Here is a 14,849-nt window from a genome sequence, read left to right on the forward strand (position 1 = left end):
CGAGAACCACATTCGTGTGGGTTCACGAATACGCGTGCGACGGCCCCCGCGCCGTCCGACGAGGAGGATGGATATGACCGCAACGATGGAACAGACGATGACCGCCGCCGACCGCTGCGACCGCTGTGGCGCCCAGGCGTTCATCAAGGCCGTCATGTCCGAAGGTCTCGAACTGCGCTTCTGCGGCCACCACGGCCGTGAGCACCTCGACAAGCTGCGGGAGGTCGCCGTCGAGGTCATCGACGAAACCCCCCGCCTCAGCGAGGTCTGAGCATCTCGCCCCTTCGGCACAGCGAACCGTTCGGCCCCGCGCCCTCGATCATCGAGGCGCGGGGCCGAACGCATGCCGGGGGCACTGTCGGACGCGCTCGGGCATGAGGCCTCGCGCGATGGGTGTCGTGCGATCGGTGCCGTGCGACTGACGCCGCGCGACGGCGGTGATCTCGGGCGCAGCGATGCGCTGATGGGCCATGATGAACACCATGGTGGTCTCCACAGAAACCTTGACGACGCTCGGTGCGGCCCTGCTCGTCGCGGTCGGCATCGCCGGCCTCATCGTGCCCGTCCTACCGGGCCTCGCGTGCGTCGTGGTCGGCGTGCTCGTCTGGGCCATCGGCCAGTCGAGCACGGCGGCATGGGTGGTGTTCGCTGTCGCGTGCATCCTCGCGGTCGCAGGCTATGTCGTGCAGGTTCTCGTGCCAGGGCGTCAGCTCTCGTGGGGTGGGGTCGCGCGGCGCAGCAACATCGTCGGGCTCGTGTGCGCGGTGGTCGGCTTCTTCGTCGTCCCCGTGATCGGACTGCTGCTGGGCTTCGTCATCGGCGTGTTCTTGGCGGAGAGCGCACGACTGCGTGATCGCGCACAGGCGTGGACAGCGACCCGCGTCGCCATCCGGGCAGCACTGACATCGGTGGGCATCGAACTGGCCGCAGCCGTCACGATCGCCGTCGGCTGGGCGATCGCAGCGTTCGCGCTGGCACGGTGAGCGGGGCGCGCTGAGCGTCATCGCTGCAGACGAGCAGCGAACACTCACGTCAGCGACTCCGCTGCCGATTCACCATCCCTGGTTCTCGTAGCGGCGACGCTCCCAGCGCTGCTCCATCCGCTGCATGAAGTCGCCCTGCGGACGAGGAGCCGAGGAGCGCGGCCGAGCGGTGCGCGCCGGACGCGCCATGCGCGGCATCCGTGACGCGGGGTGCGCGCCGGTCTGGGCCGTGATGCCCTCGAACGAGTTCGGGTCGACGACGTGCAGGGCGGGCCGTGACGGCGTCTGCACGGACAGCAGGGCACCCGCGGCGATGACGAGCATGCCGACGAGACCCAACCACATGTGCGAGGAGTACGTGCCGACGGCGGTGAGGCCGAGGCCTGCGAGGCAGACCGCGCCGGCGAGGAGGGCGCGACGACGCCGTCGACGGCGCTCCGGGTCGGCCTGCATCGCCGAGGCGAACTTGGGATCCTCGGCGGAAAGCTGCGCCTCGAGCTGCTCCAACGTGCGCAACTCATGCTCGGACAACGGCATGGTGGCCCTCCATCCCTTCGTCACCCCACATGGTGCACAGCTCGTGCGGCGGGTGACACATAACGTCAGTTGTAGCACTGCGGCGTGGTGCACGACGGGGAAAGTGCATCACACCCTGACCTTTCACGCCAGAGCCTGCCGCCGTGGGCCGCCCGTGCCCGCTCATCCGACGAGGCTCGCCGGGCGCACGATGCCTGCCCCGAACCGCGCGCTCGCCCGATCGATCGCCCGATCCGCCTCCCGCCATCCGTTCTCACGCTCCCCGAGCCGGATCTGCCGCGACGTCTGGCGTACGTCCTTCAACCCCTGCACCCGCACCCCGACGAGCCGCACCCGCGCGCGTTGCAGGGCGAGCGCGTCGAACAATTGCGCTGCGACGCCGTAGATCTCGCGGCTGACGTCGGTGTGCTCGGGCAGCGTGCGCGAGCGCGTGATCGTCGTGAAGTCCGAGAACCTCACCTTGAGCACGACCGTCCGACCCGCGACCTGCGCCGCCCGCATCCGCGCCGCCACCCGATCGCTCAGCTTGAGCAGCTCGCGCTTGATCTCGACGGCGTCGTCGAGGTCGGCGGGAAACGTCTCGTCCGAACCGATGCTGCGCTCGGGTTCGTGCGGGACGACGCGGCGCTCGTCATGCCCCCAGGCGAGGCGGTGCAGGGTGACGCCCGCGCTCTGCCCGAGGGCGCGCACGAGCGTGCGTTCGGGCAGGTGTGCGACATCGCCGACAGTGCGCAGCCCGAGGCGATGCAGTTTCTCCTTCGTCGTCTCACCCACGCCCCACAGCGCCTCGACGGGCAGCGGGTGGAGGAAGTCGAGGGTCTCGTGGCGCTCGACGAGGAGCAGCCCGTCAGGTTTCGCGTGCGTCGAGGCCAGCTTGGCGACGAACTTGACCGGCGCGATGCCGACCGAGCACGTGATCATCTGCTCGTCCGCGACGGCGTCACGCAGCTGGTGCCCGAGCGCAACCGCCTGACCCGGCGTCGGTGCCACCCCGCTCACGTCGAGGAACGCCTCGTCGAGCGAGATGGGTTCGACGAGCGGCGTCACCTGAGCGAACAGGTGCATGACGGCTCCCGAGATGCGCGAGTACAGCTCGGCGTCGGGTGGCAGCACCACCGCCTGCGGGCACAGCCTGCGCGCGCGCCCCATGGGCATGCCGGAATTCACTCCGAACCGTCGCGCCTCGTACGTGGCGGACAGCACCACCCCGCGACCCGCACCCCCGACGATGACGGGGGTGCCCACGAGTTCGGGGCGCTCGATGAGCGACGCCGAGGCGTAGAAGGCGTCCATGTCGACGTGCAGGATCATCGTTTCCATCCTCCTGAGCTTCCCGGGCTCGCGTGCCACAGGTGTGACGGAGCCTCACCCTCGCCGGGCAGTTCGGCGCGCGAGGCACGAAGCGCCTCCCCCGCCGGTTTGATGTCGGTGTACGGCGACTGCGCGAACCCCGACGCGTGCACGAGCTGACGCCGCCCGCGCGCGGCCCCGACCGAGCGCTCCGCCCCGCGCCGCTCGCTCTCCTCGACGAGACGGTGGACCCCGGCCTCGCCGTCGTGCTCCCACGCCTTCCACGCCTGCGCCAGATCCCATGCCCCCGTCGCGCGGATCGAGACCCCACGCGGGCCGGTGCGGCGCACGACGCCCCGCACGAGGAGCATCCACGCGTGGAAGACCGTGTCGGCGTAGGGGCCCTGGACGTCCTCGAAGAACGTCGCGTCGGCCGGGCCCGTACCGTCGTCGACGGTGAGGAAGATGACGCGTCGCCCCGAACGCACCGGCGGTGTCTGCGTGGCGACCTTGATGCCGGCGCACCACACCGTCTCGCCGCCGTGCAGCGACGCGAGGTCACAGGCCCGGCTGACGCCCAACGCCCGCACGAGAGGCGCGTAGAACTGCATGACGTGCCCGCTGACGTCCAACCCGAGGATGTCGAGCTCGGCCCGCACCTTCTCGGCCGGGGTGAACTCGGGCAGGCCACTGCTCACCGCCTCACCGTCGTCGAGCATGTCGAAGGCCAGCTGCGAGCCCTGCGTCTCGTACCGCTCGTGCGGCCGTCGCCCCTGCGCCTGACGACGCGCCGCCTCGACGCTGTCGAAAGCCATCACCGTTCCTGCGGCCCCGTCCGCGTTCACAGACGCGCCCACGCCCGGGGCCGAACTGATCATGCGACGGCGAGCGCCACGCGTCAGACGCGCCGAGGCGTGCCGATCCAACCGTTCGAGGTCGTCGAGCTCGAGCAGCAGATCTCGCCGCGTCGGTGCGCCGCATACGCCGGGTCGTCCGGTGCCGTGCAGTGCGTCGAAGGCGCCGACGAGCAGCAACCGCTCGACGACGGGCCGGCTCAGACCCGCCCGGCGCCACACGTCCGTCAGGCTCGTGTAGGGCTGGCCCTCCACGAGTGACGTCATCTCGCGCTCGCTCATACCCCTGACGTCGAGGAAACCGATGCGCAACCCGAGATGGTCGTCCTCGCTGCCCTCGCCCGGCACGCGCTCGACGCGGTACTCGCGGCGCGAGGCGTTGATGTCGACGCCCAGCACGGGCACGCCGAACGTCCGCACGTCGGCGAGGATGAGTCGCTTGGGGTACATCCCCGGGTCGTGGGTGAGCACGCCGGCGACGAACGCGGCGAGGTGATGGGTCTTCAACCACGCCGACTGATAGGTGGGGACGGCAAACGCGGCGGCGTGAGCCTTGCAGAAACCGAATGAGGCGAACGCGGCGAGCACCTCCCAGATGCGGTCGCGTTCCGCGCTCGTGTAGCCGCGGTGCTGCGCGGCCTCGCGCCACCACAGTTCGATCTTCTCCTGCCCGGTGCTCGAGCCCATCGCCCGTCGCACCTCGTCGGCCTGCGCCAGCGTGATGCCGGTCGTCTGCGCGAAGATGCGCAGCACCTGTTCGTGGAAGACGACGACACCCATCGTCTCCTCCAGTGCCGGGCGCAGACTCTCGTGCAGGTACTCGGGCGGCGCCCACCCCTGCCGCGCGCGCAGGAACGGGGTGATCATGTCGCTCTTGACCGGCCCGGGGCGGAACAGCGAGATGTCGATGATGAGGTCTTCGAAACGCTGCGGCCCGAACTTGCCGATGAGTTCCCGCTGCCCGGGCGACTCGATCTGGAAGCACCCCAGGGTGCGCGTCGTGCGGATGAGCTCGAAGGTGGCCTCGTCGTCGAACGGCACGCACTCGGGGTCGTCGAGGTCGACGACGGCACCCTCGACGCGTTCGATCTCGGCGACGGCGTGGGCCATGGCCGACTGCATGCGGATGCCGAGCACGTCGAGCTTGAGCAGCCCCAGCGTCTCGACGTCGTCCTTGTCGAACTGACTCATCGGGAAACCGAGCCAGCTCGCCTCCATCGGCGTGCGCTGCGCCAGCCCGGCGTTCGACAGGATCACCCCGCACGGATGCAGCGCGATGTGCCGCGGCAGCCCGTCGAGGCGCTCGACGAGGTCGAACAGCCGGTCGAGCTCCGGTTCGGCGAGCCCGCGCGCCCGCAGCTCGGGCAGCTCCTCGATCGCATGCCGCACGTCACGGGCCGCGACGTGCGGGAAGGCCTTCGCGATGACGTCGACGTCGGCCGGCACCATCCCGAGCGCGGCACCGGCGTCACGGATGGCGTGGCGCACCCGGTAGGTCTCCATCATCGACACGCACGTCACCCGCTCCCCGCCGAAGCGCTCCATGATGCGTTCGTAGATCTCGGTGCGGCGCGCCGACTCGACGTCGATGTCGATGTCGGGCAGCGACGCGCGGGCCCTCGTGCAGAACCGCTCCATGAGCAGTCGGTGCTCGATGGGGTCGACCCCGCTGATGCCGAGCAGGTAGGTGATGAGGCTGCCCGCGCCCGACCCGCGGGCCGCGACGCGCCCGCCCATGTCGCGGATGAGGTCGCAGACCTGCGCGACGGTGAGGAAGTACGTCGGATACCCGAGGTGACGCACCACGTCGAGCTCCTCCTCGAGCCGCTCCAGCACCTCGCACCGTTTCGCCTCCGACGCGTGCGGGTAGCGTCCGTTCACCGCGGCGTGACAGCGCTCGGTGAGCACCCGCTGCGGGTCGGTGCCCGTCAGGCCCAGCACCTCGACCTCGGGCAGGTGCACCGCCCCGATGCCGATGTCTCGGAACGGGTGCTGGACGCACGCCTGCGCCAGCCGGTCGCTCGCCCTGACGAGCTCGAGCGCGGCGCCGAGATCACCCAGCCCTTCGGCGAGCGCCTCGGCCTGCGTCAGCATCTGCGCCTCGGGGCGCAGATGGCCCTGAACACTCGTGCGATCCAGGTGACGCAGGTCGAGCGCCACCCCACGGCGCGCCGCGTCGAGGACGTCGGCAGTGATCGCCTCGTCGACCTCACCATGACGCACCCAGCCGCTCAGCACGGCGGGCACGCCGCACCGACGGGCGAGGCGCCACAGGTTCGTCGCGTGACGCCGACTGGCCATCGCCTCGGGCGGGCCGTCGTGGCAGGCCACCTCGAGGGCGAGCGCGCCGTGCGGGAGAGCGGTTCGCCAGCGACGCACCAGGGCCTCGGCCTCGGCGTGACGACCGCGCAGGAGTGCCTGCCCGACGTCCGAATCCGGGCCGAGGAGCACCGTGAGTGCCGGCTGGTTCGGTTCGCTCTCGTGCGTGACGTGCGCGGCCACCCGGTCGAGACTCGTGGCGGGCGCGCCGCGCTCACCGCTCAGATGAGCGTCGGTGACGAGACGGCACAGCTGGGCCCACCCCAGCCCCGGCGCGAGCCCCGACGCCGCACCGCGGGCGAGGACGGTGACGCGCGGGCTCCGCTCGTCCCGCGCCGGGCCACCCTTGGCGGGGGTACGCGCCCGCAGCACGCGCTCGGGCGCCAGCGCGAGGTCGACGCCGAGGATCGGCTCGAGGCCTGCGGCGGTGCACGCCTCGACGAACTTGACGCTGCCGTACAGACCGTCGCGGTCGGTGAGCGCGAGGCGTCCGTACCCGAGCTCGGCGGCGCGGGCGACGAGTGTCGCGGGTGGGGTCGTGCCGTACTGCAGCGAGTACGACGAGGCGACCCGAAGGTGCGTGAACTGCATGGTTCACCTCACCTGGACCGGGGTCATGCGCGAACCGACCGGCGCGAGCGGCGGGAGACCGGCGTGCTCGAGGACGATCTGCAGGAACGTCTCGGCCTGCCGCACGAGATCGTCGGCCTCTCGTGCGGCGGGCACGAGGATGCCTGCGCTCACGGCGCGGCTGCGGCGCCCGCTCTCGGTGAAGAACGCCGCCCATTCACCCAGCTCGGGCGCGTGCTGGGCGAGCGTCACCCACGCACTGCGCGGCTTGGAGCTGAGGCTGCGCGGCGCCTTCCACGCGAGCAACCCAGCAGCGGCGCGCAGCGCCGCGAGATGCGCCGCGACGTAGCGCTGCGAACTCGTCGAGACGGTGCAGGCCTCGACGAGGGTGTCGTGGGAACGCGCGACGAGGTCGAGCAGATCGGTGGAGCAGACGGCAGGGGCAGCGTTCGTCGAGGTGACCGACGTCGACGTGGTCGGGGCTGTGGTCAGGGTCGTCATGAGGCACTTCCTTCGTCGATGGGGCGGGAACGGGCGGTTCAGTCGATGAGCTCAGTCGGTGAGGGCGCGCAGCGACCAGCGCTCACCGTGGTGCACGAGGTGGAAGACCCCGCTCGAGGCGCGGCGCCCGGCCGTAGCCTCGACACGCCAGGTGCGTTGCTCGAGCCGGCGCTGGACGTCAGGGGCGCCCTGCTCGTCAGGTGTCGTGGGACGGGCCGGATCACGCCACCACGGCACCCGTTCACGCCAGGTGTCGAGCACCTGCGTCACCCGGTAGCGACGCCCGCGCCACTCGAAGACCACGGGCCTGCCGCACGCGTCGACCCCCATGGCGACGACGTCGTCGTACTCGCGCATCACACGACCTCCTCCTCGGTGGAGGGCAGAGCCCTCCCCACGAAAATCGAACTTCTGTTCGATGAGAAGAATGTACGACCGACGTCTGACAACCCCGTCAGGTCGCGGTTCCCACGCCGCTACGCGTAGGCTCACGGGTAGCCGATCTGGAAAAGGAAACGCACCGTGCCCGACTCTCTCGATGCGCCGCGCCTGCTCGAACGACTGCAGGAGACCCTCGATGCCGAGGTGAGCCATCAGCGCGACGTCCTCGCCCCCCTCGGCGGCCAGACCGACCTCATGCTCGACGCCGTCGCCACCCTCCTGCGCGGAGGCAAGCGTGTGCGTGCGTCGTTCCTGTACTGGGGTTACCGCGCCGCCGGTGGAGCCGACAGCGACGCCCTCGTGCGCTGCGCCGCGTCGATGGAGCTGTTCCAGGCCGCCGCGTTGCTGCACGACGACGTCATGGACGCGAGCGACACCCGACGCGGCATGCCCGCCGCGCACCGGGCGATGGCCGCCGCGCACCGCAGCCGCGGTCTCGACGGTGACGCCGACCGCTTCGGCGAGGCCGGCGCCATCCTGGCCGGCGACCTGTGCCTGACGTGGGCCGACGAGATGTACGCGACGAGCGGCCTGCCCGCCGACGAGGTCGCGCGCGGCCGCGCCGTCTTCGACCTCATGCGCACGCAGCTCATGGGCGGTCAGTTCCTCGACGTCCTCGAGGCCTCGACGCCCTGGGCGACGATGGGCACGCCCGAGCGCATCGCGCGTGCGCTGCGCGTCATCCGTTTCAAGAGCGCCAAGTACACGATGGAGCACCCCCTGCTCATCGGTGCGGCGAGCGCGGGCGCCTCCCCCGACGTCACGCAGGCCCTGTCGCAGTACGGTCTCGCGCTCGGTGAGGCCTACCAGCTGCGTGACGACCTGCTCGGCGTCTTCGGCGACCCGGCCCAGACGGGCAAGCCCGCCGGCGACGACCTGCGCGAGGGCAAGCGCACCGTCCTCGTCGCTCACCTGCTCGACGCCGCCGGTGACGAGCCGGAGGTCGGCACGTTCTTCGCCGAGCGTTTCGGCCACGACGACCTGCGCGAGGACGAGGTCGAACGCATTCGCGTGCTCGCTCGCGAATCAGGGGCCGTCGACGCCGTCGAAGCGCGCATCGCCGAGGGCGCTCAGCGCGCCCGCGCGGCGTTGGACGGCGTGCGCAGCCAGGTGCCGGCCGACGCCTACGCCGCGCTGGAGGCGTTCATCGAGTCGACGACGGCCCGCACGTTCTGACGCGGCAGCTCGCGATCAGAACGCGTCCTCCATGGCGCGCTTGCGCACCTCGGCCTTGCGGCCCGCGCGCAGCATGTCGATCGGTGCCCCGTCGATCGGGAGGGTCTCGTCCGGCGTGCACAGCCAGCGGATGGCCTCGTCGTCGTCGAACCCGCCGTCGTTGAGCACCGTGACGGTGCCCATGAGCGAGGCGAGCACGCCGCCGCCCTGGATGAAGGCGGCCGGCACCGCGACGACGTTGCGTTCCCCGACGCGGCTCGCGATGATCTCGCGGTCGGCGATCATCTGACGCACCTGGCGCAGCGACATGCCGAGCTCCTCGGCGAGGTCGGGCACGGTCAGCCAGTCGCCGACGAGGGTCTCGAGGTCAGGTGCGGTTGCGTCATTCACCCTCACAGGGTGCCAGAGACTCTCTCATCGGCGCACGTCGAGCGCGCCTCCACCAAAACGTCACAGCCGCGACCTAGCGTGGACACATGCCCGCCCTTCTCGCCCTGCCCGTCGCCGTCCACAGCGCCGCCCAGCCCGTGCACCACCAGCTGCGCGGCCCGCAGTCGCACGCCGAGACACCGACGTCACACCGCGCGAACGCCGCGAAGAAGCCGGTGCGCAGGATGGCGACGACGCGCGTGCGCGCCGGCGACACCGTCTACGGCATCGCGCGACGCATGCACTCCAGCGTCGCCGCCATCGTCAAGGCGAATCCCGGCATCGAGGTGCGCCGCCTGCTCCCCGGCACGACGCTGCGCGTCCCCGTCGCTACCTCCGCCGCGCACACGCCGTCACCCCACCCGGCAACGAAGCCCACCCGCTCGGCAACGAAACCCGCAGCCACGCCGCACCCGGGCCCCTCGACGCACGCCCCGAAGCCGAAGCACGTCGTCCGCTACGCCGGGACAGCGGCGGCGCGCGGCTATCCGGCGTCCCTCGTCGCCTCCGGTGACCGCCACCGCCGACAGCTCGCCGCGGCCGACCTGCCCGGGCAGGCGCAGATCCGCGCGATGATCACCTCGACCGCGAAGCGCTACGGCGTCAGCCCGAAGCTCGCCCTCGCGATCGGCTGGCAGGAATCGGGTCACCGGCAGAGCGCAGTCTCGGTCTGCGACGCCCTCGGCACGATGCAGGTCATGCCCACGACCGGGCAGTGGGCCGGCTCCATCGTGCATCGCCACCTCGACCTGCTCGACACGCAGGACAACATCACCGCAGGCATCGTGACGCTGCGCTTCCTCACCGAGCACGCGCACGATCAGAACGAGGCCATCGCCGCCTACTACCAAGGTCTTGGAGCAGTGCGCGCGCACGGCATGTACCCCGACACCCGCCGGTACGTCGCGAGCGTCAATACCCACATGAAACGCTTCTCCTGACACGGGCGTGCACAGCCGACGCACACGCGGAGCCGCCTAGACTGCGCTCGTGGAGCCGATCCAAGCCGACCCCCTCATCGGGCAGCTGATCGAACGCCGCTATCAGGTGAGAAGCCACCTGGCCGACGGCGGGATGGGGCGCGTCTACGTCGCGCACGACACACGCCTCGAGCGCGACGTCGCGTTCAAGGTGCTGCGCGCCGACCTCGCACGCGACCCCGCCTTCGTCACCCGCTTCCAGCGCGAGGCGCGCGCCGCCGCACGGCTCAGCCACCCGCACGTCGTCGCCGTCCACGACCAGGGGCGCGACGGTGACGTCGTGTTCCTCGCGATGGAACTCGTCGACGGCGTCACGATGCGCGACGTCATCAACCGTGGCGGACGCCCCACCGGCGAGCTGCTCGCACTGTTCGAGCAGGTGCTCGACGGGCTCGGCGCCGCCCATCACGCGGGCCTCGTCCACCGCGACATCAAGCCCGAGAACATCCTCATCAGCTCGCGCGGGGTCGTGAAGATCGCCGATTTCGGTCTGGCGCGCGCCGTCTCGTCGGCGCGCTCGTCCGTGAGCGCCGACAACGAGATGCTCATCGGCACCGCCTCCTACCTCGCGCCCGAGCAGGTGGAACCCGTCCGATTCGGCCACTCCGGTCCGCGCGGCGACGTCTACGCCTCCGCCCTCGTCCTCGCCGAGATGTTGACGGGACGTCGCTCGTTCGATGGCGACTCCCCCGTCCAGGTCGCCTACCGCCACGTCCACGAAGCGCCGCATCCACCCTCGAGCGCTGACGCGTCCCTGGCCCCCCTCGACGCCTGGTTCACCCGCGCGACGAGCAAGATGCCCGCCGATCGTCCGGCCGACGCCACCGCCTCCGCCCACGAACTGCACGCCGCGCGCGCCCGGCTGACGCCCGAGGCCCTGGGGCACCCCGCCCCGCCGGCCGCCCACGTCACCGTGCCAACCGCCCAGCTCGACGTGCCGGCCGCCTCGCCGGAGGCCTATCGCGTCGAGGGCACGATCGCTCCTGGTGCCATCCCAGCCACCGGCCAGGACGGCGGCAGGCCGACCGGGGCCCCGACCGGCCCACAGGGTGCTGACGAAGGCCGGAACGCGGCGCTGCGCCCTGCCCACACGCACGTCATCCCGGCGACGACCACCCAGACGCTCGGCGCGACACCCGCGGGCGGCCCGCGCCGTCGTCGTCGCTGGCCGTGGGTCGCCGCAGCCGCGACGGCGATCGCTGCCGGCGGCCTCGCGCTCGCCCTGACGGTGGGGCCGCTGACGTCGACCGACATCCCCGAGGTAAAAGCTCGACCTCAGGGTGAGGCCATTTCGACCCTCCGTTCCGCCGGATTCGACACGCGCGTCACGCTGGCTGATTCCGACTCCGTCCCGGCCGGCCGCGTCATCTCGACCTCACCCGAGCAGGGCTCGAGCCATCGTCGCGGCACCGACGTCACCCTCGTCGTGAGCAACGGACCGAGGATGGTCGACGTCCCCGCCGTGGCCGGCCTGCAGCGCGACAAGGCTGAAGCCAAACTCAAGAGTGAGGGTTTTGGCCACGTGACGCACACCGAACGGCACGACGTCCGTGAGGCGGGAACGGTACTGTCGGTCTCTCCCGCGGCGGGCGCCCACATCCGTCACGACACCACCGTCACCCTCGTCGTCAGCTCGGGGCCGGAGGAGTTCCACCTGCCCGACGTGGCGAAGCAGGCGCAGGAGAACGCGACGACGACGCTGCAGGAGCGCGGCCTGACGGTCACGACGCGCGAGGAGTTCTCCCCCGACGTCCCTTCCGGCTCGGTCATCGGCACCGACCCGACGAGCGGAACCCAGGTGAAGACGGGTGACACGATCACGCTGCGCGTCTCGAAGGGCGTCGAGATGGCCGACGTGCCCGACGTCACCGGAATGAAGGCCGCCGAGGCCCGTTCTCGCCTCGAGGACGCGGGCTTCCACGTCGACGGGGCGTCCTGGCTCGACGAGCTGCTCAGCTCCACCGTCAGCTCGCAGACCCCGTCGGGCGGCTCGCGCACCCCCAAGGGGAGCAGCGTCACCCTGAGCTTCTGACGGCGCACCATCGGAACATACGACGATGCCCGCCCACCATGAGGCGAGCGGGCATCGTCGTCAGTTCGACACGGACGTCACTGCGCGCGAGCGCTCAGCATCTCCGCGACGAGGTAGGCCAGTTCGAGGCTCTGCTGGTGGTTGAGACGCGGGTCGCAGGCCGACTCGTACCGGCTCTCCAGATCCTCGTCACGCACCTCGACGCTGCCGCCGAGGCACTCGGTCACGTCGTTGCCCGTCAGCTCGACGTGCAGGCCACCCGGGACGGTGCCCGCCGCCTCGTGAACCTCGAAGAAGCCGCGCACCTCGTCGACGATGTCGTCGAGACGACGCGTCTTGAAACCGCTCGCGGATTCGAACGTGTTGCCGTGCATCGGGTCGGTGATCCACACCGGCGCCGCGCCCTCGGCCTTGAGTCGCTCGACGATGGGCGGCAGCGCCTCACGGATCGTGCCCGCGCCCATGCGCGTGATGAACGTCAGACGGCCGGGCTCACGCTCGGGGTCGATCTTGTCGATGATGCGCAGCAGGTCGTCCGGGTCGGCCTTCGGCCCGACCTTCATGCCCACCGGGTTCGACACGCGGGAGACGAAGTCGATGTGCGCACCGTCGATCTCGCGCGTGCGCTCACCGACCCACAGCATGTGCCCGGACGTCGCGTACGGGCGGCCCGAACGCGAGTCGACGCGCGTCAGCGGACGCTCGTAGTCGAGCAGCAGCGCCTCGTGGCTCGAGAAGAAGTCGACGGCGCGCAGGGCGTCGAAGTCGACCCCGCAGGCGGCCATGAACCGCATCGCGCGGTCGATGTCCTTCGCCGTCTTCTCGTAGCGCGCGTTGGCGGCGTTGGCGATGAAGCCCTTGTTCCAGTCGTGGACGTTGCGCAGGTCGGCGAAACCGCCCTGGGTGAACGCGCGCACGAGGTTGAGCGTCGCCGCACTCGTGTTGTAGGCCTGCAGCAGTCGCTCGGGGTCGGGGCGACGCGCCTCGGGCGTGAACGCGAAATCGTTGACCATGTCACCGCGGTAGGCAGGCAGAGTGACGTCGCCGCGCGTCTCGGTGTCCTTCGAGCGCGGCTTGGCGAACTGCCCGGCGATGCGGCCGAGCTTCACGACGGGCGTGCTCGCGCCGTACGTCAGCACCGCAGCCATCTGCAGGATCGTCTTGACGCGGTCACGGATGTTGTCGGCCGTCGCCGAGGCGAACATCTCGGCGCAGTCACCGCCCTGCAGGACGAACGCCTCACCGCGCGACGCTGCAGCGAGGCGGGTGCGCAGATCGTCGCACTCGCCCGCGAAGACGAGCGGCGGATAGGTGGCCAACGTCTCGCGCACGCGCTCCAACGAACCGTCATCCGGCCACGACGGCTGCTGCTTGGCAGGCAACTGCGGCCACTCGAGACCCACGGGACGCGTGGGCACGGACGGGGTGTTCTGCGTTTCGGGCGTGGTACTCACCCGAGCGAGCCTAGGCGTCGAAGCACGATGGCGCACATCGGCCCTGACTGTGAGACATCACGGGCGACGTGCGAGCCGGACTCGCGGGCGGCGATGCCAGGTCGACGCCCCGGCCCGAGAGCCCAGGGCGACGCCCGGTACAGCGTCGGCGATCGTCAGCCGGCGTCGCGAGCGCCGTGCGCGTCGCCGTCGGTGCCGTCGGTCGTGATGGATTCGACGCGCTCGACAGATTCGACACGCTCGACGGACACGGACGTCTCGCCGTCATCGATCGTGAAGGCGTCATGAGCCGGGGCGTCATGAGCGGCGTCGTGGACCGCGATGTCCTCGACGTCGGCCGTGACGTCGGCTGCCTCGCCGGCGGGCGCGTCGTTGTTCTTGATGTCCTTGCCGTCCTTGTCCGAGCCCTTGCGCGGCAGGCGGGCGGCAGCGTCTTCGAGGGCCGCGGTGGCGCTGCCCTGGATCTCCTTGGCCACCTGCACGGCGCCCTCACCGAGGGAGCGGGCACGCTCGCCGACCGACTTCTTGCGCGACGCGGCGTACTCATCAACGTACTCCTGGCCGGACAGCAGCATCAGTTCATACATGATCTCGTCGGTGATGGAGCGCAGCACGAAACGGTCGGAGCCCATGCCGTCGAAGCGCGAGAAGTCGAGCGGCGCGCCGAAGCGCACGTGCGGCTGCGCGTAACGGCCGAACTTCTCGCCGGGAGGTGCGACGGTGTCGGTGTCCATGACGGCGACCGGGATGACGGGCACGCCACTCTCGAGCGCGAGACGCGCGATACCGGTCTTGCCCTTGTAGAGACGGCCGTCGGGCGAGCGCGTGCCCTCGGGGAAGATGCCGAACAGCTCACCGGCGGCGAGGATGCGCTTGCCGGTCGCGAGCGCACCGGCCGCGGCGGAACCGCTCGTGCGATCGATCGGCACCTGACCCGTGCCGGAGAAGAAGCCCTTCTGCAGACGCCCCTTGACGCCGGGCGTCGTGAAGTACTCCGACTTCGCGACGAACGTGACGCGGCGTTCGACGACGAGCGGGACGAACAGCCAGTCCGAATAGGAGAGGTGGTTGATCGCCAGGATCGCCGGGCCGGCGTCGGGAATGTGCTCGAGGCCCTCGACCGTCGGGCGGAAGACCGTTCGAAGCGCAGGCCCGACGAGAACCCTCTTGAGAAGCCAGTAGAGCACGGGAAGTCTTCCTCTCGGGGTGCAGGACGGCTTCACTCTACTGGGTCACACCGGCCTGCACATGCCGCCACGGCGACGCAGCGTGCCAGGATGAGC

General features: G+C 70.7%; 13 protein-coding genes. 5 read left to right on the plus strand and 8 right to left on the minus strand.

Going from position 1 to position 14,849, the window contains the following annotated elements; translation table 11 throughout:
- Window positions 1–73: 73 nt before the first annotated feature.
- Window positions 74–271, plus strand: a complete 198-nt coding sequence (locus J4Z35_RS09640; protein WP_006946873.1) for a hypothetical protein — start codon at window positions 74–76, stop codon at window positions 269–271.
- 211 nt (window positions 272–482) lie between these two features.
- A complete protein-coding gene (locus J4Z35_RS09645) occupies window positions 483–983 on the plus strand; it encodes a DUF456 domain-containing protein (RefSeq protein ID WP_243754990.1) in 501 nt (166 codons plus the stop codon).
- A gap of 69 nt (window positions 984–1,052) precedes the next feature.
- On the opposite strand, the gene J4Z35_RS09650 is transcribed toward J4Z35_RS09645, so the two are convergent.
- From J4Z35_RS09650 to J4Z35_RS09670, 5 genes are all read right to left on the minus strand, one after another.
- The gene (locus J4Z35_RS09650) at window positions 1,053–1,520 is read right to left on the minus strand and encodes a DUF3040 domain-containing protein (RefSeq protein ID WP_006946879.1); all 468 of its coding nucleotides are present in this window, start codon (window positions 1,518–1,520) and stop codon (window positions 1,053–1,055) included.
- Window positions 1,521–1,682: 162 nt separating this feature from the next.
- Window positions 1,683–2,831, minus strand: a complete 1,149-nt coding sequence (gene dinB, locus J4Z35_RS09655; protein WP_074039165.1) for a DNA polymerase IV — start codon at window positions 2,829–2,831, stop codon at window positions 1,683–1,685.
- Complete coding sequence (gene dnaE, locus J4Z35_RS09660; protein ID WP_074039164.1) at window positions 2,828–6,574, minus strand: DNA polymerase III subunit alpha; 3,747 nt, start codon at window positions 6,572–6,574, stop codon at window positions 2,828–2,830. Before dnaE ends, dinB begins: the two co-directional genes overlap by 4 nt.
- A gap of 3 nt (window positions 6,575–6,577) precedes the next feature.
- On the minus strand, window positions 6,578–7,054 hold the full coding sequence (locus J4Z35_RS09665; RefSeq protein WP_006946864.1) for an SAV_6107 family HEPN domain-containing protein: 477 nt from the start codon (window positions 7,052–7,054) through the stop codon (window positions 6,578–6,580).
- A 51-nt stretch (window positions 7,055–7,105) separates the two neighbouring features.
- Complete coding sequence (locus tag J4Z35_RS09670) at window positions 7,106–7,411, minus strand: DUF6504 family protein (RefSeq protein ID WP_136788344.1); 306 nt, start codon at window positions 7,409–7,411, stop codon at window positions 7,106–7,108.
- Between the two features lie 165 nt (window positions 7,412–7,576).
- Here J4Z35_RS09670 and J4Z35_RS09675 point away from each other — a divergent pair, with 165 nt between their 5' ends.
- Window positions 7,577–8,671 carry a polyprenyl synthetase family protein gene (locus J4Z35_RS09675; RefSeq protein WP_074039162.1) on the plus strand — a complete coding sequence of 365 codons (1,095 nt, stop codon included), beginning with the start codon at window positions 7,577–7,579 and terminating at the stop codon, window positions 8,669–8,671.
- A gap of 15 nt (window positions 8,672–8,686) precedes the next feature.
- On the opposite strand, the gene J4Z35_RS09680 is transcribed toward J4Z35_RS09675, so the two are convergent.
- On the minus strand, window positions 8,687–9,061 hold the full coding sequence (locus J4Z35_RS09680; RefSeq protein WP_074039161.1) for an Rv2175c family DNA-binding protein: 375 nt from the start codon (window positions 9,059–9,061) through the stop codon (window positions 8,687–8,689).
- 86 nt (window positions 9,062–9,147) lie between these two features.
- Here J4Z35_RS09680 and J4Z35_RS09685 point away from each other — a divergent pair, with 86 nt between their 5' ends.
- The gene (locus J4Z35_RS09685; protein WP_074039160.1) at window positions 9,148–10,041 is read left to right on the plus strand and encodes a transglycosylase SLT domain-containing protein; all 894 of its coding nucleotides are present in this window, start codon (window positions 9,148–9,150) and stop codon (window positions 10,039–10,041) included.
- Between the two features lie 49 nt (window positions 10,042–10,090).
- A complete protein-coding gene (gene pknB / locus J4Z35_RS09690; RefSeq protein ID WP_074039159.1) occupies window positions 10,091–12,112 on the plus strand; it encodes a Stk1 family PASTA domain-containing Ser/Thr kinase in 2,022 nt (673 codons plus the stop codon).
- A gap of 77 nt (window positions 12,113–12,189) precedes the next feature.
- Here pknB and J4Z35_RS09695 read toward each other — a convergent pair whose 3' ends face one another.
- Window positions 12,190–13,530 (minus strand): 3-deoxy-7-phosphoheptulonate synthase class II, encoded by a 1,341-nt coding sequence (locus J4Z35_RS09695; protein WP_006946641.1) that lies wholly within the window; start codon window positions 13,528–13,530, stop codon window positions 12,190–12,192.
- A 191-nt stretch (window positions 13,531–13,721) separates the two neighbouring features.
- Window positions 13,722–14,753, minus strand: coding sequence for a lysophospholipid acyltransferase family protein (locus J4Z35_RS09700; RefSeq protein ID WP_074039158.1), 1,032 nt, complete (start codon window positions 14,751–14,753; stop codon window positions 13,722–13,724).
- Window positions 14,754–14,849: the final 96 nt, after the last annotated feature.

The organism is Dermacoccus sp. NHGro5, from assembly GCF_017565385.1.
Taxonomy (GTDB): domain Bacteria; phylum Actinomycetota; class Actinomycetes; order Actinomycetales; family Dermatophilaceae; genus Dermacoccus; species Dermacoccus nishinomiyaensis.